This is a genomic window from Pararhizobium capsulatum DSM 1112 (assembly GCF_030814475.1).
Lineage (GTDB): Bacteria > Pseudomonadota > Alphaproteobacteria > Rhizobiales > Rhizobiaceae > Pararhizobium > Pararhizobium capsulatum.
Genome location: NZ_JAUSVF010000004.1, coordinates 53,696 through 72,836 on the forward strand (window position 1 = coordinate 53,696; position 19,141 = coordinate 72,836).

Consider the following 19,141-nt stretch of genomic DNA (forward strand, 5'->3'; position numbering starts at 1 on the left):
CGCTCCGGCGCACTGACACTGCCACCAATCAAGGACTGACATGCGAACGGCGAAATCGGCCTATCCCCTGACCTGGCGCATCATGGATGCTCTGGAAGCTTTCGCGGCTTTAGTCTGGCCTGCGCGCTTCGGCCGCGCGATACCGTGGCTGATGCTGGCGCCCGCCCTGCTGCTCGTCGGCCTGCTGGTGCTCGGTCTCTGGCAGATCGGCGATGCCAGCCTGCGGACACTGGATACGACCACCTTTCTGATGTCGGAGACCTATACGCTTTCAAATTACCAGCGTGCCTTTACCGAAAGCCTGTTTGCAGTCGTTGCCTGGCGCAGCCTTGTGGGGTCGCTGATCGTCACGGCCGTGACGCTTGTTCTAGCCTTTCCCTATGCCTACGTGATGGTCCAAACATCCTCGCCGATAACGCGCAAGCTGTTGTTGATCGCGCTCTTTCTGCCCTTCTTCATCGGGCAGGTGGTGCGGGCCTATGGCTGGCTGGTCATTCTGGGCAATCAGGGAATGGTCAACGAGGCGCTCGGCCTTGTCGGCATCGCGCCGATCAGGCTTCTTTACAATTATTGGGCCGTGCTCTTCGGCCTTGTCCAATATATGCTGCCGTTCGCTGTCCTGATGCTCGCACCGGCGCTGACCGCCATTCCGGAAGAGCTGGAAGCTGCGGCTGGCTCTCTCGGCGCCGACTGGGTGCGCACCTTCCGCCATGTCGTCCTGCCACTCGCAAGGCCGGGCCTGGTGGGTGCGGGTCTCGTCGTGCTCACCCTGTCGCTCACCGATTTCGCCATGCCCGCCATCCTCGGCGGCGGAAGCCAGGATTTCATCGCCAACGCTATCTACGACCAGTTCTTCCGCACATCGGACCAGGGACTGGGCTCGACGCTGGCGCTGTTGCTGGTCGCCGTCGGCTCGCTCCTTGTCGGTCTGGTCTTCACCCTGTTCGGCGCTGGCACTCTGGCCATGGGGAGGGGGCGCCGATGACTGTCCCGTTGAGCAAAACCATCGTTCTTTGGATTTTCGTCGTCGCGGTGCTCGTTCTTCTGTCGGCACCGACGATCGTGATCCTCGGCGCTTCCTTCACGTCCGGAAATATCATCACCTTTCCGCCAGAGGGCTTTTCGCTGAAATGGTACGAGAAAATCGCCACCTCGCGCGATCTGTGGGACGCCTTCCTGCGTTCGCTCTATGTCTCGGCAATCTGCACCATCGTTGCGATCCCGGTGGGAACGCTGGCCGGTATCGTACTTGCCAAATATGCGATCCGCTTTGAAAAATCGGTCCAGCTCTATCTGTTGCTGCCCTTCACCATCCCGCTCATCGGTTCCGGCATCGGACTGATGCTGATCTTCGGCGAGGCACGGTTGCTGGGCCAGCTCTGGCCCGTCGGGCTGGCCTGCTGCGTCATCAACCTGCCGTTCATGATCTGGGCCGTGACGGCAAGCGCCTCCAGCCTTGATCCGGATCTTGAACTCGCCGCCGCCAGCTGCGGCGCGCCACCGCTCTCCACCTTCCTGCATGTGACCCTGCCCGCTGTCATGCCCGGAGTTATCAGCGGGTCGCTGCTGATGTTCATTCTGGCGCTGAATGAATTTCTGGTGAGCCTGCTTTTGACGGATGCACGCATCGTGACGCTGCCGGTCCAGATCTACAATTCCATCCGCTCCATCATCACGCCCGATCTGGCGGCGATCTCGGTGGTCTTCATCGCCTGCGCGGCGCTGGCGATCGTTCTGCTCGATCGCCTCGTCGGTCTTGAAATCTTCCTCAGATCCAAATGATGCAGAAGCCGGCGCGATGCACTGGCGAAACGGGAAAACAGCCATGTCAGACGTCTCCTTTCACGATCTCTCCACATTGGATGCGCCAAGCCGCGCAGCGCTCCTGCGCCGGTCGGAGACCGACCTCTCCGGTTTCATGGAAACGGTGAAGCCGATCATCGAGGCGGTTCGCGTCGAGGGTGACGCCGCCCTGGTGCGTTACGCGCGCGAACTGGACAAGGCGGATTTGGACGAGAGCCGCCTGAAGGCAACGGAAGTCGAATTCAACGCAGCTTTCGATCTGGTTGAGGACGATGTCATCGAGGCCATCCGATTCGGTATCGACAACATCCGCCGCTTCCACGAAGTGCAGAAACCGGAACCGATGTGGCTAAAGGAAATGCGCCCCGGCGCCTATGCTGGTGACCGCTTCACGCCGATCCGCTCCGTTGCGCTCTACGTTCCCCGCGGCAAGGGCGCATTCCCCTCCGTGACCATGATGACGGCCGTGCCCGCCGTGGTCGCCGGCGTGCCGGAGATTGCTATCGTCACACCGCCGGCGCCAGATGGATCCGTGGATGCCGCGACACTGGTCGCAGCCCGCCTCGCCGGCGTCTCCAACGTTTACAAAGTCGGCGGCGCGCAGGCCGTTGCAGCTGTGGCCTACGGCACGCAGACCGTCAGGCCGGCGCTGAAGATCGTCGGTCCGGGAAGTCCCTTCGTGGTGGCGGCCAAGCGGCTTTTGTCCGGCACCATCGATCCCGGTCTGCCCGCTGGCCCGTCCGAGGCGGTCATCTTTGCCGACGAAACGGTGAAGGGCGGCCTGGCGGCGCTAGACCTTCTGGTCGAAGCCGAGCACGGTCCGGATTCTTCCGCCTACCTCGTCACGCACAGCCGCCGCGTGGCCGAAGAGGCCCTCGCCGCCCTGCCCGATCACTGGGCCCGCATGACCGAACAACGCGTCGCCTTCTCGAAAGCGGTGCTCACCGGCCGCTGCGGTGGCATCGTGCTCACCTCCTCGCTTGAAGAAAGCTATCGCTTCGTCAACGACTATGCGCCGGAACATCTCGAAATCCTGTCGACCGATGCCTTCGCCCATCTCGGCCATATTACGGAAGCTGCGGAAATCCTCATGGGGCCGCATACGCCGGTCTCGATCGGCAATTTCGGTCTCGGGCCTAATGCAGTTCTGCCAACAAGTCGCTGGGCGCGCACCTACGGACCGCTGTCGGTGACTGATTTTGTCAAGCGCTCGTCGATCGGCTACGTCACGGCGTCGGCCTATCCGGAATTTGCAAGACATGCCCGCACCCTGGCCCGCTACGAGGGCTTCTCCTCACACGAGCACGCGGTCTCCGATGTTCGCAAGGAATACCTGTGACGATGAAGGCGGCAAGACTCTATGCAGTGGGCGATATCCGGGTGGAGGACATTGACATCCCCGGCCCGCTTGCCCCCGGCTGGGTCCGGGTTGCTGTTGCCGCAGCAGGCATCTGCGGCTCTGACCTTCACAATTTTCGCACCGGGCAGTGGATCACGCGATCGCCGTCCGTAGCAGGGCACGAGTTCGCTGGTGTGGTAATGGAGGTCGGAGCGGGCGTTTCGCAATTTACTGAGGGCGATACCGTCGTTGCCGATTCCCGGTTCTGGTGCGGCGAATGCCCCGCCTGCCGAAGCGGCCGACACAACATCTGCCATCATCTCGGCTTCGTCGGAGAAATCTGCGACGGTGGCTTTGCAGAGCAGTCGGCATTGCCGGCACGGCTGCTGGTCAGGCACGATCCGGCGTTGGATCCGGCGATTGCGGCCATGGCCGAGCCGCTGGCTGTCGCCCTGCATGCGGTGCGACGGCAGGCGATTCCGTCCGGCGAGCCCGTTCTCGTTGTCGGCTGCGGTCCGATCGGCGGACTTGCGGCTCTTCTGCTGTCGCACCTGCATGATGGCCCTGTCCTCGTCTGCGACCGCAACGCGGATCGCGCAAGGCTGGTTGCGCGGGTGACCGGTGCCTCAAACGTCACCCTCGACACGGAATCCTTTCGCGACGCGCTTTCCGGACGGGTGCTTCGCTACGCCTTAGACGCGACGGGCAATATTGAGGTCCTGATGCGGGTTATCGCACATCTTGGCGGCGGCGGTTCACTGACACTGGTCGGCATCTCGCATGGTCGCATCGATCTCGACCCGAATATGCTCGTCGAGCGCGAAATCGCGCTCATCGGCTGCCATGCCTTTTCCAGCGAGTTGCCGGAAGCCGTCGCCATGCTGCCCGGACTGGCGGACGCTCTTGCCAAACTGATCGACCGGGAAATAGCAATCGAGGCCTTGCCGCAAACCTATGAACGACTCCTTGCCGGCAACGCGACGCGTCTCAAGACGATTGTCCGATTTGCCCGAAACGAGTGCCGCCCTTGACCCAATCCTCCGACGGAAAGCCGGCCGCGATGACTACCCTGTCCGACCATGCGAGCCCCCTTTACGAGAAGGTCAAGGACTACGTCCTCACGCATATCGGCAGCGGCGAATGGGACAGGAACCGCAAGCTGCCGTCCGAGCACGATCTGGTGGCGACGCTCGGCGTTTCGCGCATGACCGTTCACAGAGCGCTGCGGGAATTGACGTCGGAAGGTTATCTCCTGCGTATCCAGGGGGTGGGAACATTCGTCGCGCCGCCTAAGCCGCAATCGACCCTGATCGAGGTCGCCAACATTGCCACCGAGATAAGTGGGCGCGGCGGACAACATCGCGCCGAGGTCATTCTCATCGAAACCATACGGCCGGAAATCGAACTTTTGGCAGCCTTCGAGGCCGGTGGACAGATCCGCGTTGCCCATTCGATCGTCGTCCATTTCGACAACGGCATTCCTGTCCAGGTCGAAGAGCGCTTCGTCAACTCGGAGCTCGTGCCGGACTACGAGCGGCAGGACTTCGTCGCTATGACGACCTACGACTATCTGCAGCGCTCGACGCCGATGACCGAAGTGGAACACGTCATTTCCGCCATTGGAGCGGATGCCGAAACCGCACGGATGCTGAAGCTGGAAGAAGGGGCTCCCTGCCTGCTTCTTCACCGACGGACCTGGTCCGGTCCAAATGTCGCGACGGTCAACCGGCTTACCTATGCCGGCGACCGCTATTCCCTCGGCAGCCGTTATGCGCCGTCATCGCTGAAATACCGTCAAAAACTGGAAGATGAAAGATGACTGAAAACAACAGCAGGACATCGGACATTCGCCGGATGGCACGAACTGACGAGCCGACGGCGACGGCACTTCTCGGCAGCCTGCTTCTGGATCTGTTTTCGCTGAAGGCGGAGTCGATCCGCATCAACCGCGATCAGTACAGCCTGAATTCGTTGAACGGCTTTTTTGACGCTGATGGCCAGTCATTTTTCTTCAAGTTTCATCAGGAGGACGGTGAAGAGGCGATGTCCGGCGAATATTATCGCGCCGACATCCTTGCCCGCGCCGGGCTTCCGGTGGATCAGCCGGTCTATATGTCGGTTCTGCCCGGAGAACAGATACTCATCTACCGTCGGCGCAGCGATCCGCGCTTTTCCGATGTGCTGCGGGCGCTGGATCTCAACCCCGATCCGGTGGTGGAATCGAAGGCCGTTGCTGCCGAGAAGGAGCTTTCCGCCAGGGTGCTTTCCGTATACCTGGAAAGCCTGCATGTCGTAACGCCGCAGGAGGTGGCGGCCGAGCCGATCCATAGACTGTTCTATGACCGGCTGGTCGATCCGCAATCCGGCGCCATTCCCGGCGGACGCTACAAAACCTTTTACGTTGGCGAGCGGTTTCTTTTCCCGGGCGTCGATCTCGATTGGGAGGCTTTCTCTAAGGCCCGGATCGTGATCAATGGCCGGCGATATCGTCACAGCTTCGGCGAACTCTTCTACCTTGCGAGTATTCGGTTGAGGCCCGACCGGCTTGCCGACGCCGGTGGCGTCGTCGCGCACGGCGATGCGCACAATGCGAATGTCTGGTACACGGAGACGGATGACCGGGCGCAGCTGACCTATTTCGATCCGGCTTTTGCTGGGCAGAACGTTCCGACCCTTCTGGCTGAGGTTAAGACGACCTTCCATAATGTTTTCGCGCACCCGCTGTGGCTCTATGATGCCGCGGAAGCTGAGAAACGATATTCGGGACTTGCCCGCTACGAGGCCGGAACGCTTTTCTTGGAAACCGATTGGGATTTGAGCGCGGTGCGACGCAAATTATTGGATGTGAAGGCTGACAATTTGTGGCGGCCTCTTCTAAGCGCGTTGGATGCGCGTGGCATGCTTCCTGCGGATTGGCGTCGCGTCATTCGCCTTGCGCATTTTCTGTGCCCGACCCTTGTCATGAACATCAGGGCCGGGGCGTCGACTCACAATCCGACCTCTTCGCTCATCGCCATCGCCATCGCCGTGATGGTGGGTAGCGAACCGGAGACTGAAGACGACTTGATGTCACGGTTTCTGGATCGCATTGATCCGGCCTGATCAAACCGGGTCGAGTGGAGATATCGGCGGATTCTCGTAGAAAGCGACACCGTGTGCGGTGAGATGAAGTGCAGTTTCCATCAAATTATGGCTGAAACCGCACATCCCGTCGCAATGTTATAACGACCGATAAGGTTGGCTTATTAACTGTTTATTTCTTGAGCGGCGCATCGTAAGATCTAGCAGTAACTGGGAGGCAAAGACAGCGCTTTACCCCCTTCCCTGCCGCAGTTGCCTCGGTTTAGGCCGGTGCAGCGCCCCGCCAACATGCTTGAGCGCAGCACGGCATTTATTAGTCACTGCGTGCGGTTGCCCTATGACCTTGTCCGCGCGCCAATTCGACGAAGCGGCGTTTGATCTCATCGAACAGTGCCGGCGGTAGGGGGCCATAGTAGCCGGTCTCGGTATCGACAGGCCTTACATCTGGCCCCGGCCAGACAAATCGATTGCTCTCTGTCAAAACAATCCAGGATCGCTCGTCGTCCAGTCCGAGACGACGTTTCGTCGCTGGTGGAATCTCGATGGCATCTCCTGGATCAGAGGGTGGCGAATGCGTGATGGGTAGAACCCGCACGGCAGGGGTTCCATCCTCCAAGGTTGCGACGATAGCCAACACGAGCGCCGGGCGATCCTTGTCACCCTCTTCACGACCTTCGAGATGCTGCCAATGCCAGAGATACGAATATCGGAAAACCCATCCGACCTTCGGTTCAGTCGGCAGCATGCTTGTCGTTCAGCAGTTCGACGTTGAGATGGTCGAGACCTGGCTCCATAGTCGACGCTTCGATGCCGGCAAGGTCCTCGTCGCCAAGTGTTGTTGTCAGGTCAACGCGACGATCGCGTTTCGCCAGACGCAGATAATCCTCATAGGCGATCAAAACAGTGCGCGGTCGGCCATTCTTGGTGATAATTACCGGTTCACGTACGGCCGCATCCTGGTAGGCTCCGAAATTCTTGGAAACCGCCGCCGCGGTTACAGTTGATGCCATGGTCAAGCTCCTTTGTTCCGTAATATACGGGATTTCCGTGACATCTGCAAACACGGGTTGGACCAGGCGAACACGAAGTTTCCAGGCGTGTTAAAAAATCGACACGATCGCTGCCGTGCCGCCGATGGAGCGCGAGACGCTGGCCGAATTCCTGCCCCCTCGAAAACGACTTCATAGCGTAAGTGCTTTCGGCCTGAGCGGACGACAGCCTGGTCGATGTCCGCCACTAGGCCCTGCTGATGGCCTTTGTCTTTGGCTGCCGACGGCGCTAGGAGATGGCAAAATCGTCGTACAGAGGACTTGATTGTCGGGGAACCGGTTCACGCCGATCCCGTTGGGCAACCCCCTCCCCTGCCGTGGCACCCCATCCATCTCGGCTGCACCAGGACCACCAGTGGCGACAACCTAAACGAGAATGTCGTCGTGATCGCCCTGCCGGTATTCCCTCTGAAACTTTGAACGAGGCCGGCATCGAGAATGAGCCTATCGTCCCGAGCATCGATCAATGGGGAATTGTGGAACGACTTGCAGGGCCGCCGCAGTGTCTATCAATCTGATCCTGAATTCCCCCGTTGCCAGGCAGATCTCGCCCCATCGCATACTCTACCACGGCCTGCGGTCGAGCTATCTGATCAAACCCGCCAACCGCGATTGCTGAATGTTGGTGGGCAAGCAGCAATCGCCTTCATCGAACGATTGCCCAGGCGGCCGACTATTGTAACACCACAGAGCGTAAGATGGGTCCGGCGGCACGAGTGAATGTCTGAGCGCTGAGCACGCCATCGGGTGTATTGATCCAGTGAAACGGATCTTACTCTGGCGATATTGCTTCCACTCAACGAACCCCGGTCAGCGGCAATTTCTGCCCTGCCCCAAGCTTCAGCGCGGTCCATCAGCGAAGCCAACTCATGCTTCAAAATGTGCGTTCGTCGGAGGTCGTCCGCACGTTCGGCGTTGGTGCGGAGATCGTAAAAGGTGCCGATATCCGCGCCGGTTGCTTGCCGCGCCGCTTCCAGCTGGCCTTCAATTCGGCCAGTTCGACCTTTGTTTGGAAATAGCACTTCATGACCATGATCATCTCACGATCGTTCACACTGATTTCCATGGTTCCTCCTCACAATGTCCTGGAGCTCGAGCGGTGAACGACAAGAATGGCAAAAGATGGATGCATCCCGGTTCGCACCGTGATCGCGGTCAGCGAAACGTATATTTCGGTGCGGGAGGAGGCGAGGCAGGTTTCGACAAATGACCGACAGCTTGTGAGGAGGAGAGCTTCTCGGAGGAGGTGAACCGTTTCCGATACGCTAGAGATTAGCAGGTCGAGGAGCCAAGTCGACACTGGCGCCTGCGATTATAGCTCCCAAGACGAAGAAGGCCGGGTTAAGCCCCGACCCTCCACAATGTCGTTTTTTGAGGGGTCAGGCCTAAGCCGTAAGATTGTCCGCCGACATCTTTCCTGACTTGCGATCTTTCGTTAGCTCGTAGGTAATTTTCTGGCCATCAGCCAGACCACGCATGCCAGCCCGCTCCACCGCGGAAACATGCACGAAGACATCTGCACTGCCGTCATCTGGCTGGATGAAACCAAACCCCTTCGTTGCGTTGAACCATTTTACCGTACCAGTTGCCATTTCGGTTTTCTCCCATTGCTCTCATCAGACGAAGGCACTTTGGCTCGTCACTGTGAACTTAGGTGTTGAATGGGGAAATGGCAAAGCCGCGAGCTAATCCTCTCATCAGTTTTGTACTTGGCGCGGTCGACGCAGGCGACAGCCCAACGGGAGAAGCAGGCTTTGGGACTACGCGAGAACACAACGCTTTGGATGCTGTGGTAACGCTGCGTCGTGACGTCGAGGCAAGTATTCCGTGAGAAGCAGAAGTCGGAAGGTAGTGCTGCTGGCTAGTTGTCATAGCCATCGTAGGGTCGCAGAGAACGCAGCCATCGAACCGATAACGGCCGTCCTAGTTTAAACGATAGCTGATCGGATCTCCATGTACGTGGAGACGGCCACTCTCGTGGGTTCTAGTGTTTTGGGCAGCGAATATTGCATCCGACTATTTGGCGGCTCGTAGAACACGGTTTCTCTTTCTGACGGACTCGATTCTGAGCCTTGATTGAATGAAAGTTGGGACGGCGATGCTCTCCAAGCCAGCGCGAAGTGGCTAGTATTTTCCGCACTATCTCCAGCTCACCAGTTGCACGCGGCGGTGTCCCGCGCGCCATTACGTCTGTCGCGTAGTTGGTCGCACTTGGACTGCAGGATGCCGCCTCGCAGTATGCCACAAACACGGGATGAGGCGATCAGCCCGCGCGTCGTTATCGGCGCTATCGCCTAATAAACTGATTGTTCGTGCTCGCAGCACCGAAAGCACTGTGCCTCCGGTGATGACGCGCCGATGATCGTGTCTGCTTTCTGCGAAATGGGGCACAAGAGCGTTAGGTTCTTGCCCACCGTATTGCACAAAAAAGGTGCCTCGCCGCGATAAGGTGGACCGCAGTCCGCAGCCACTTTAGGACGCTAGGAACGCGACAGCCTATGAATTGCAAGCCCTTTACTTTCGATGGACGGCCGGAAGCGTTAGTCATGTTGGAAGGATGCCGAGGCCGTTCTCAGCTGAGAACTTGATGTGCTTTGAGCGTGGCAGGCTTTGCTAGTCCAGACGAAGCTAGGGGAGGGCCGATGCAGCGAGTGGGACACGTAGCCCCGGAGTTCTCAGCTGAGAACTCAAGCACCGCAACGGGCACTTTTATTGCCAACCGTGGACTGGGCGAGCGGCGAACCCTCAGGATTGACGCTAGCAGACGCGAAGACTCTTGAGGTATACCCCATCGTGGAATGCGATCCGAGCGGATAAACCATTGGACGTTAAGGTTTTGTTAACCCATTTCTCCTTGACGGATTGAGAGACTCACGACAAATTCACGCTCGAACCAGACATAACGAGCAGTGAGCGTTTATCATGCCAACAAGCGCAAATACGATACATCAGCGTGAAGACGCGGGAGATTCGCTGACGGCGCTCGTCTCTGCCGACGCTGATCTTCTGAGTGCGCAATTGCAGCAGCTTAGGGCAAGAGCGTTTCCCCCGACAGCAGAAAAGCAACTTCGAAAATTTATGCCGGGCGAGGCCGCCAAACTGATCGGAATCAGTGACGCTTATCTTCGCCGGCTTTCCTTGGAGGGCGCTGTTCCGGAGGCCGAAAAAAATGGTGCCGGGAGACGATTGTATTCTCTCGAACAGATCCACGACATCCGCCGAATGCTTGCAGCAACCAAAAGGGAATACTCACCTGAACGTCGCAAAAACGAAGCTTTGCAGGTTATAGCGGTTACGAACTTCAAAGGTGGCTCCGGCAAGACTACAACCGCCGCACATCTCGCACAGTATTTCGCCTTGCGTGGCTATCGCACGCTCGCCGTCGATCTCGATCCACAAGCCTCGCTGTCAGCGCTTTTCGGTATTCAGCCAGAGTTTGACCTCGGACCGAACGAAACTCTCTACGGTGCTATTCGCTACGACGATCAACAGCGCCCCCTCAATGAGATTATCCGCAGAACATATTTTGCTAATCTCGATATTGTTCCTGGCAATCTCGAACTTCAAGAGTTCGAACATGACACTCCGCGGATATTGAGCGAGCGGGGTCGCAACCAGGAAAGGATGTTTTTTGCACGGGTGTCTATGAGCCTGGACTCCGTCGCCGATCAATATGATATCGTGGTGCTCGATTGCCCACCCTCGCTCGGCTACCTCACGCTATCGGCACTCTGTGCCGCCCGAAGCGTTTTGGTGACAATCCATCCCCAGATGTTGGATGTAGCGTCGATGTCACAATTTCTTCACATGACGGCCGGCCTTTTTGAGGTTGTCGAGAGGGCAGGGGGGAACGCCAGCTATGATTTCTTCCGCTACGTGGTCACGCGCTACGAACCGAGTGACGGCCCCCAAGGGCAGATCGTCGGTCTCCTAAAGAGCCTTTTTGGAGAAAGGGTATTGACCAACGCACTTTTAAAGTCGGCTGCAATCTCCGATGCCGGGCTGACGAAGCAGACACTTTACGAAGTCGGAAGAGAGAATTTCACGCGATCGACCTACGATCGCGCGATGGAAGCAATCGACGGTGTCAATGGAGAGATCGAAGGTCTCGTGAGAAAAGCATGGGGTCGTACACCATGAGTAAACGTCGTGACGCAATGAAGGAAATGATGGCTCCTATCGTGGGGATGCCAACGGCGGAACAACGCCCTGTGCTGAAGCCAGTCGTTCAATCAGGCGCGCTTAAATCCATGAACCTCGCTTTCGAGAGTTTGTCTCATGACGCGGAGGAAGCTGGTGTGCTACGCGAGCAGTTGGCGTCGGGGCACTCCATCGTCGATCTAAATGCTGCTGATATCGAGCCGTCATTCATCCGTGATCGTCTCGACGGTTTTGAGTCGGAAGACTTCAACGACCTCAAGAACAGTATATCCGAACATGGGCAACTCTTGCCAATCCTGGTTCGACCCAGTCCGGAGAAACCAGGCCAATACCAGATAGCGTTCGGCCATCGTCGCGTCGAAGCGACCCGCCAGCTAGGGATTCCGGTCAAGGCAATAGTGCGCAAACTGTCGGACAACGACCTGATCGTTGCACAGGGCAAAGAGAATCTCGAACGAAAAGACCTGTCTTTTATTGAGCGCGGCCTATTCGCAGCCCGACTAGAGGATCGGGGCGTTGGCCGCGATGTCATCCTGGCAGCCCTATCGAGCCATAAGGGTAATCTTTCGACAATGATCTCACTCGTACGACGGTTGCCAGAAGAACTTGTGACTGCAATTGGAGCGGCTCCCAAAATCGGCAGGCCCCGATGGGAAAGTCTAGCTGCAAATTTAGAGCAGGGCGGGAGCGATTGGACATCCGTTCTACGTGATAAGTCCTTCTCTGGCCGCTCGAGCGACGAGAGATTTGAAATTGTTTTGCGTGCAACGACCATCACCAAAACCAAAGACGAGCCGATAGAGCTCGTGGGACGGAATGGTAAGGTATTTGCACAGGCATTGATGAGCCCAACAAAGACGAAGCTGATCGTCGATCAAAAAGTTGCTCCGGAGTTTGGAGCATACCTCGTTGCACGTCTACCCGACATGTATCAGGCCTTCCTGGATCAGGAAAGCAACTGAACTAGTGCCCGAATAATAGGAGTAATCGCAAAAGAAAAAGGCCCCCAAACGTTGCCGTCGTGGAAGCCCTTCTCGAAGTTCTAGCAGACAGAGAATCGCATTTCCCCGAATCACAGTCAAGAGTCTTTGGCATCGTTTTGGTGAGCGGATTTCTTTTGCCTTTTGAAAGGTGAAGGAAATGCAGAGTGGAAGTGTGACGACGCCCTTTGGGCGGCGGCCAATGACGCTTGCCTTGATCAGGGGGCAGCTGGAGACAGCGGGCGCCAAGCACGACAGGTCGGTCGACAAATGGAAAATCTACCGTGACGCCTGCGATGCCCGCACCATTCTGGGCCTGCGGGACCGTGCCCTGGCGGTTCTCAACGCCTTGCTGACGTTTTATCCGGAGACCGAACTGAGCGACGACGAAAACCTCGTGGTGTTCCCGTCGAATGCGCAGCTGACAGCACGCGCCAACGGTATTGCCGGCACGACACTTCGCGAGAACCTGGCACTGCTGGTCGATGCCGGCCTGATCCACCGAAACGACAGCCCGAACGGCAAGCGTTATGCCCGCAAGGGCAGGGACGGGGCGATCGAAACCGCCTATGGCTTCAGCCTGGCACCGCTTCTTGCCCGCGCCGAAGAGTTTGCGCTGATGGCGCAGGATGTCGCCGAAGAGCGACGGCGCCTCAAAATCCTGAAAGAACGGATTTCATTGCGCCGTAGAGATATCCGCAAGCTGATCTCTGCCGCCATGGAGGAGGGGGCTTCCGGTGACTGGGGCATGGTTGAAGGCCACTACATCGCTGCTGTGGGGCGTCTTTCGAAGGCAAAATCCGGTGAGGAACTGTCCGGATGTGCCGAGGAACTCGACCTTCTGCATGAAGAAGTGATCAACCTGCTGGAACTTCAGCTGATTTCAGAAAAAACCGTCACCATTGATGGCGAATACCGTCAGCACATACAGAATTCAAAAACCGAATCCAGCTATGAACTTGAACCTCGCTCTGAAAACGAGCAGGGCGAACCGGCCGTGCCACACAACCAGCCGAAGCGGGAGACGCCGCAGGTGTTTCCGTTGGGACTGGTGTTGCGGGCCTGCCCGGAGATGTCCGCTTACGGGCAGGGGGGCAAGATCGAGAACTGGCGCGACATGCGCACCGCTGCCGTGGTGGTGCGATCGATGCTTGGCGTCAGCCCGTCGGCCTACGAGGAGGCCTGCGAAGCGCTCGGGGCCGAGAATGCCGCGGTCGCGATTGCTTGCATTCTCGAGCGGGCCGGGCACATCAACTCGGCCGGCGGCTATCTGCGGGATCTCACGGCGCGCGCGCGGCGAGGGGAGTTTTCCATTGGACCGATGCTGATGGCGTTGCTGCGGCTCAACGGATCGGTGCAGCAGAAAACCGGCTAAGGACGGCGGACGCAGACTTCAATAGTTTCGGTTGAGGACGAACAGAATGAGCTCACAGTACGATATGTTTGAGATCGAACAGCGCCCGGCGCCAACGGAAAATCGTCCCGGACCGCGCCGGCCGGTCGGCATGTCGGAAGACGATATGGTTCGCTACCTCCAGGCAACCGGTCGCTATCGCATTCTCAGCAAGCTTGAACCCCGGCGTATCGTCACCGGCGTCGATGATGCATTTCCGCTACGTGGAATTGTTCTCGATACCGAGACGACAGGTCTCAATGCCCGAAAGGACGAAATCATCGAAATCGGTCTGGTGGCATTCAGCTTCAACGCGGTTGGCCAGGTGGGTGAGGTTCACACTGTTTATGGCGGGCTACAGGAGCCGTCAGGTCCGTTACCAGCCGAGATTACACGGTTGACCGGAATTACCGATGCTGACGTCGCGGGCCAGATGATCAATATGGCTCAGGTGAAGGCACTCGTCGGACCTGCGGACCTGATCATTGCCCACAATGCCGGGTTTGACAGGCCGTTCTGCGAAGCCTTTTCACCGATCTTTGCCGACAAAGCCTGGGCCTGTTCGGTTTCCGAGGTCGATTGGGCCGGTCGCGGCTTCGAGGGCACGAAACTTGGCTATCTCGTCGGCCAGGCGGGATATTTTCATGAGGGGCATCGTGCCGTCGATGATTGCCACGCGCTTTTGGAGGTGCTCGACCAGAAGGTTGAAGGTTCATCCGTCACGCCGTTCAGCGAACTCTATCGCGCAAGCCAGAAATCTCGCGTTCGCATCTACGCCGAGAACAGTCCGTTTGATCTCAAGGATCATCTGAAGGGCAGGGGATATCGCTGGTCGGATGGCAGCGATGGTCGCCCGAAATCCTGGTGGATCGAGGTTGACGAGCATCTTGCCGATGACGAACTGACCTGGCTACAGACCGAGATCTACAGGTACGACGCCAATCCGCTGATGCGGAGGCTCTCGGCGTTCGATCGATTCAAGGCGTGAGACTACGCCTCCTCGGCGTTTAGCAGGGCAGCCGTCTGCGGTACTTTGAGGCGCCACCGGGCGGTCGACAACAAACGCAGTTTTCATCAACACCCCGGGGATATACCGTCGGATACGTGCTGTGAACGCGATGGATACCGGTGTAGTAACATGACAACTCGATCTTACTCAGCTCCCGTGCGCTATTTTCTCGGTTTGGGCGTGAAAATAGTCTATATGCTCGCGGTTGTGCTGTTGGCTGTGCAGGTCTATTTGGGTGTGCTTACTCTTGAACACATGAAAGGCGAGTTGATCGATCGCTTCTATGGCCAGGTGATCCCGATGATCGCAATTGGCGACATTGGAACGCCGGAAATGAAGTCGGCGATTTTGGCAAATGATCGGGCCAGATTTGATGTTGCGGTCGAGAAACTGGTCGAAACACAAGGGTTGTTCGGCAAAATCGTCAGTGGCGTTGAGGCAGCCGAAGATCTGATCAAATGTCATCGGAGATTGTTCTGCACGATCGACAACTATCAGAGTTTCGAACCGACTATTTATGGTTTCTGGTTCACTTTCCACGGCTCCATTGAAACGCGTCGGGGTACTTATTTGCCGTCATCTTTCGGTTCGATTCTTGAGGCCGAAGCAAAACGTATCAAGGAGAACCACCGCGAAATTGGCGGTCTTCCACAGTAAATCGGCCGCCTGACCGCGCCATGGATCGTCAATGCGCCTATGAATAGCCGCATCTTCGAAGCATGGATCGAAACACAACTTGTGCCGACACTATCGCCCGGCGACGTCGTTATCCTCGACAATGTCGGCTTCCACAAAAGCGAGCGGGCCGAGCAACTCGTCAAGGCAAAAGGGGGCTGGCTTCTCTTCCTGCCACCCTATTCGCCGGACCTGAATCCGATCGAAATGGCCTTCTCAAAACTCAAGGCGCTTCTGCGAAAGCGAGCCGCAAGAAGCTTCGACACCATCACACAGGCGATCGGCGGCATCATCAGCCTCTTCTCGGTCGCTGAATGTCGAAACCTCTTCAAGGCAGCAGGATATGAGGCGGAATAAATGCGACACGCTTTAGCCAGGCGCACGAGATCCGAGGGCCCGCAGGGCAACTCCCTTCATCACACAATAAAGAAATCCGCGTTTGTCAGCGACAAGTCGGAGCTCAGCGTCGCGAAGTGTATGCCCCCGCCGGCTTTGCTGCCGTTGGCGTCATAGTAGAGTTTGCCTGTGTCCTTCTCGTAAATGATGCGGTCGTTGCTATCGCCGGCAAGGCCGGTCAAATTCGACGCGAAGGCACCTGCTGCGAGCGTGCCCAGAGCAGTCAGCGTCGTGAAGATGGCGTTCTCCAGTCGCATCGTGTCAGCAGCAGCGTTGAAATCACTGATCCGATCAACGTTTGTGGTAGCGTTGAGCGCGGTGTTGAAGACGAAGTTGTCGCTACCAGCGCCTCCGATGAGCGTGTCGTTCCCAGTCCCGCCACTCAGGGTGTCATTGCCAGCGCCGCCGTTGAGCACGTTGATCGCGGCATTGCCGATGAGCACGTTGCTAAGTGCATTGCCGGTGCTGTTGATGTTGCCGGAACCGAGCAAGGTCAAGTTCTCGACCGAGCCCAGAACATGGGCCGTATCGGCAAGGCTGAAGTTGATTGACGACTGGACAGTGTCGCTGCCAGTCGATCCGGCGATGCTCTCATTGACGATGTCAGATGCATTGTCGACGACATAAACATCGTTTCCAGCCAGCCCGCGCATGTTGTCGGCGCCAACGCCGCCGTTGAGCACGTTGATCCCGGCATTGCCGATGAGCACGTTGCTAAGTGCATTGCCGGTGCCGTTGATGTTGCCGGAACCGAGCAAGGTCAAGTTCTCGACCGAGCCCAGAACATGGGCCGTATCGGCAAGGCTGAAGCTGATTGACGACTGGACGGTGTCGCTGCCAGTCGATCCGGCGATGCTCTCATTGACGATGTCAGATGCATTGTCGACGACATAAACATCGTTTCCAGCCAGCCCGCGCATGTTGTCGGCGCCAGCGCCGCCGTTGAGCACGTTGATCCCGGCATTTCCGGTGAGCACGTTGTTGAGGGCGTTGCCGGTGCCGTTGATGTTGCCGGAACCGAGCAAGGTCAAGTTCTCGACCGAGCCCAGAACATGGGCCGTATCGGCAAGGCTGAAGCTGATTGACGACTGGACGGTGTCGCTGCCAGTCGATCCGGCGATGCTCTCATTGACGATGTCAGATGCATTGTCGACGACATAAACATCGTTTCCAGCCAGCCCGCGCATGTTGTCGGCGCCAACGCCGCCGTTGAGCACGTTGATCCCGGCATTGCCGATGAGCACGTTGCTAAGTGCATTGCCGGTGCCGTTGATGTTGCCGGAACCGAGCAAGGTCAAGTTCTCGACCGAGCCCAGAACATGGGCCGTATCGGCAAGGCTGAAGCTGATTGACGACTGGACGGTGTCGCTGCCAGTCGATCCGGCGATGCTCTCATTGACGATGTCAGATGCATTGTCGACGACATAAACATCGTTTCCAGCCAGCCCGCGCATGTTGTCGGCGCCAGCGCCGCCGTTGAGCACGTTGATCCCGGCATTTCCGGTGAGCACGTTGTTGAGGGCGTTGCCGGTGCCGTTGATGTTGCCGGAACCGAGCAAGGTCAAGTTCTCGACCGAGCCCAGAACATGGGCCGTATCGGCAAGGCTGAAGCTGATTGACGACTGGACGGTGTCGCTGCCAGTCGATCCGGCGATGCTCTCATTGACGATGTCAGATGCATTGTCGACGACATAAACATCGTTTCCAGCCAGCCCGCGCATGTTGTCGGCGCCAACGCCGCCGTTGAGCACGTTGATCCCGGCATTGCCGATGAGCACGTTGCTAAGTGCATTGCCGGTGCCGTTGATATCGGCAGAGCCAGTCAAGGTCAGATTCTCGATACCTGAAAACGAAGCGAGCGAACGTGAAATTGTTGATGTAATGGAGTCAGCGGTCCCCGAGCTATCAATGATTAGGTCGATACCGGAGGCTTCGTTGTCGAGGACGTAGGTGTCATTGCCGTCGCCCCCATCAAGTCTATCGGATCCAGTTCCCCCACTCAGCACGTCGTTTGAAGCGTCAGGCCCACCAAATAAAAAGTCATTTCCGCCGAGGCCAGACAGCGAGTCGCTCCCCCAACTGCCATGTATCTCGTCTTGATCAGCAGTACCAACAAGGCTGTCATTCAGCGCGGTGCCCACCACTAAATTCGCAGTGTTCGAATAGGTGGGGGCAAACAAGAAATAATACGATCCCGTTTCAACAAAGCTATTGCTAGAGACGGTAAACATCACCGTGCTGCTATCGGCGGCAACGAAGGTTCCACTCTCACCGCTAGGCAAGACCTCATAAGAGAGGGTGTCATAGTTGGCGCCCTTTAGTTGCGCGAACAAGTCTGGAACCGCGGACTGGTATTCGTAGTAGTAGCGCTGCCCAGCCACAGTGGAGACGAGAAACCCGTCTTCGTCACCAGCTATTTCCAGCTGACCCGTTACAATCGTGTTGTATGAAAGTGAGGGTGCCGTAGCCCAATTCGCCGAATAGTCGTCCGGAACACCCGATGCGTAAGAGAGTTCGCTCTGGAGGTAGTAAGATCCTACGTTACCTCCGCCAGCAACCTGGACGAAGTGCAGACCAGAAGTGCTTGGAGTGTAGAACAGCGACTCAACAGTGTCTCCAGTTACGGGGACTGTAACCGAAGTTCCTAGAAGGTTTTCCCCGCTTGGGGAATACAATCTGAAAAACGCATCTTCGTTTGATATTCCAGATGGAAAATGATTACCGTTTAGGTAGAAATGATACTCGATACCAGCAACTAGATAAACACCGAATGCATCGAAGTCCAAAACGGATTCTATTGTTCCTGTGGCAGGCGCGCCGTTTGTCAGATAGAGAAAGGTATTTGTGCCGCTAGAACCATCGGCCAGTTGCTCATTGGAACTCATATTCTTCCATTTCGTTGACTAAACGGTTATTCTTGAAACGCTCACGGCGACGTCATCTGTCGCTCCTCGTCTCCAAGGTTGCGACTGTGTGGCTCGACGGGTTGTGTGGGGTCCCCACCCGAAGACAGATATCCTTCAAGTCGGCTCAAATTGGTAGTGGCATTTTCTGACAGCTAAAACCACACGCCTTCGCGCGCGTCTGGCAGAAACGTAAGATAGACTCGCTGCGGCGAGCGAGCTTGCTCATCGTCGCCAATTGATTGCTCTTTGCTGCCGATCAGGGCTCCGCCTACTCCTAACAAGAGCAATCGGACGGTGAGCCGCCCGCCGTTGACAACGCGAGCAACTGTCGTCGCCTTATCCTGCCTAT

The 19,141-nt window shown here is 57.4% G+C and carries 16 protein-coding genes and 1 pseudogene; 12 read left to right on the plus strand and 5 right to left on the minus strand.

Features of this window, described 5'->3' with window-relative positions:
* Positions 1-40: 40 nt before the first annotated feature.
* The 6 genes from QO002_RS28600 to QO002_RS28625 are packed head-to-tail and all read left to right on the plus strand — an operon-like array spanning position 41 to position 6,244.
* Positions 41-985: an ABC transporter permease gene (locus QO002_RS28600; protein WP_307236387.1), complete on the plus strand. Its 945-nt coding sequence runs from the start codon at positions 41-43 to the stop codon at positions 983-985.
* Positions 982-1,782, plus strand: a complete 801-nt coding sequence (locus QO002_RS28605; protein ID WP_307236389.1) for an ABC transporter permease — start codon at positions 982-984, stop codon at positions 1,780-1,782. Before QO002_RS28600 ends, QO002_RS28605 begins: the two co-directional genes overlap by 4 nt.
* Before the next feature lie 43 nt (positions 1,783-1,825).
* Complete coding sequence (hisD, locus tag QO002_RS28610) at positions 1,826-3,142, plus strand: histidinol dehydrogenase (protein WP_307236391.1); 1,317 nt, start codon at positions 1,826-1,828, stop codon at positions 3,140-3,142.
* Positions 3,143-3,144: 2 nt separating this feature from the next.
* The gene (locus tag QO002_RS28615; protein WP_307236393.1) at positions 3,145-4,173 is read left to right on the plus strand and encodes a zinc-dependent alcohol dehydrogenase; all 1,029 of its coding nucleotides are present in this window, start codon (positions 3,145-3,147) and stop codon (positions 4,171-4,173) included.
* A gap of 29 nt (positions 4,174-4,202) precedes the next feature.
* On the plus strand, positions 4,203-4,961 hold the full coding sequence (gene hutC / locus QO002_RS28620) for a histidine utilization transcriptional repressor HutC (protein ID WP_307236395.1): 759 nt from the start codon (positions 4,203-4,205) through the stop codon (positions 4,959-4,961).
* Between the two features lie 35 nt (positions 4,962-4,996).
* Positions 4,997-6,244 carry a hypothetical protein gene (locus tag QO002_RS28625; RefSeq protein ID WP_307236397.1) on the plus strand — a complete coding sequence of 416 codons (1,248 nt, stop codon included), beginning with the start codon at positions 4,997-4,999 and terminating at the stop codon, positions 6,242-6,244.
* 292 nt (positions 6,245-6,536) lie between these two features.
* Here QO002_RS28625 and QO002_RS28630 read toward each other — a convergent pair whose 3' ends face one another.
* The 4 genes from QO002_RS28630 to QO002_RS28645 all read right to left on the minus strand — a co-directional run bounded on the left by QO002_RS28630 (position 6,537) and on the right by QO002_RS28645 (position 8,864).
* A complete protein-coding gene (locus QO002_RS28630; RefSeq protein ID WP_307236399.1) occupies positions 6,537-6,968 on the minus strand; it encodes a plasmid maintenance toxin (PemK-like) in 432 nt (143 codons plus the stop codon).
* Positions 6,955-7,233 (minus strand): type II toxin-antitoxin system Phd/YefM family antitoxin, encoded by a 279-nt coding sequence (locus tag QO002_RS28635; RefSeq protein ID WP_307236401.1) that lies wholly within the window; start codon positions 7,231-7,233, stop codon positions 6,955-6,957. The genes QO002_RS28630 and QO002_RS28635 overlap by 14 nt, the downstream gene beginning before the upstream one ends.
* A 913-nt stretch (positions 7,234-8,146) precedes the next feature.
* Entirely contained in the window at positions 8,147-8,338 is a 192-nt protein-coding gene (locus tag QO002_RS28640) for a hypothetical protein (protein ID WP_307236404.1), read from the minus strand.
* A gap of 319 nt (positions 8,339-8,657) precedes the next feature.
* Positions 8,658-8,864 carry a cold-shock protein gene (locus QO002_RS28645; RefSeq protein WP_307236406.1) on the minus strand — a complete coding sequence of 69 codons (207 nt, stop codon included), beginning with the start codon at positions 8,862-8,864 and terminating at the stop codon, positions 8,658-8,660.
* A 1,330-nt stretch (positions 8,865-10,194) separates the two neighbouring features.
* Between QO002_RS28645 and repA the strand changes: the two genes are divergently transcribed.
* The 6 genes and pseudogenes from repA to QO002_RS28675 all read left to right on the plus strand — a co-directional run.
* Positions 10,195-11,412 (plus strand): plasmid partitioning protein RepA, encoded by a 1,218-nt coding sequence (gene repA / locus QO002_RS28650; protein WP_307236409.1) that lies wholly within the window; start codon positions 10,195-10,197, stop codon positions 11,410-11,412.
* On the plus strand, positions 11,394-12,395 hold the full coding sequence (gene repB, locus QO002_RS28655; RefSeq protein WP_307236411.1) for a plasmid partitioning protein RepB: 1,002 nt from the start codon (positions 11,394-11,396) through the stop codon (positions 12,393-12,395). The genes repA and repB overlap by 19 nt, the downstream gene beginning before the upstream one ends.
* 178 nt (positions 12,396-12,573) lie before the next feature.
* Entirely contained in the window at positions 12,574-13,788 is a 1,215-nt protein-coding gene (gene repC / locus QO002_RS28660; RefSeq protein WP_307236413.1) for a plasmid replication protein RepC, read from the plus strand.
* A gap of 46 nt (positions 13,789-13,834) precedes the next feature.
* Complete coding sequence (locus QO002_RS28665; RefSeq protein ID WP_307236415.1) at positions 13,835-14,794, plus strand: 3'-5' exonuclease; 960 nt, start codon at positions 13,835-13,837, stop codon at positions 14,792-14,794.
* 150 nt (positions 14,795-14,944) lie between these two features.
* Positions 14,945-15,472, plus strand: a complete 528-nt coding sequence (locus tag QO002_RS28670) for a hypothetical protein (RefSeq protein ID WP_307236417.1) — start codon at positions 14,945-14,947, stop codon at positions 15,470-15,472.
* Positions 15,473-15,847, plus strand: a pseudogene (locus QO002_RS28675) (transposase); the annotation flags it as partial.
* A 59-nt stretch (positions 15,848-15,906) separates the two neighbouring features.
* On the opposite strand, the gene QO002_RS28680 reads toward QO002_RS28675, so the two are convergent.
* Positions 15,907-18,771, minus strand: a complete 2,865-nt coding sequence (locus QO002_RS28680; protein ID WP_307236419.1) for a calcium-binding protein — start codon at positions 18,769-18,771, stop codon at positions 15,907-15,909.
* Between the last annotated feature and the right edge of the window lie 370 nt (positions 18,772-19,141).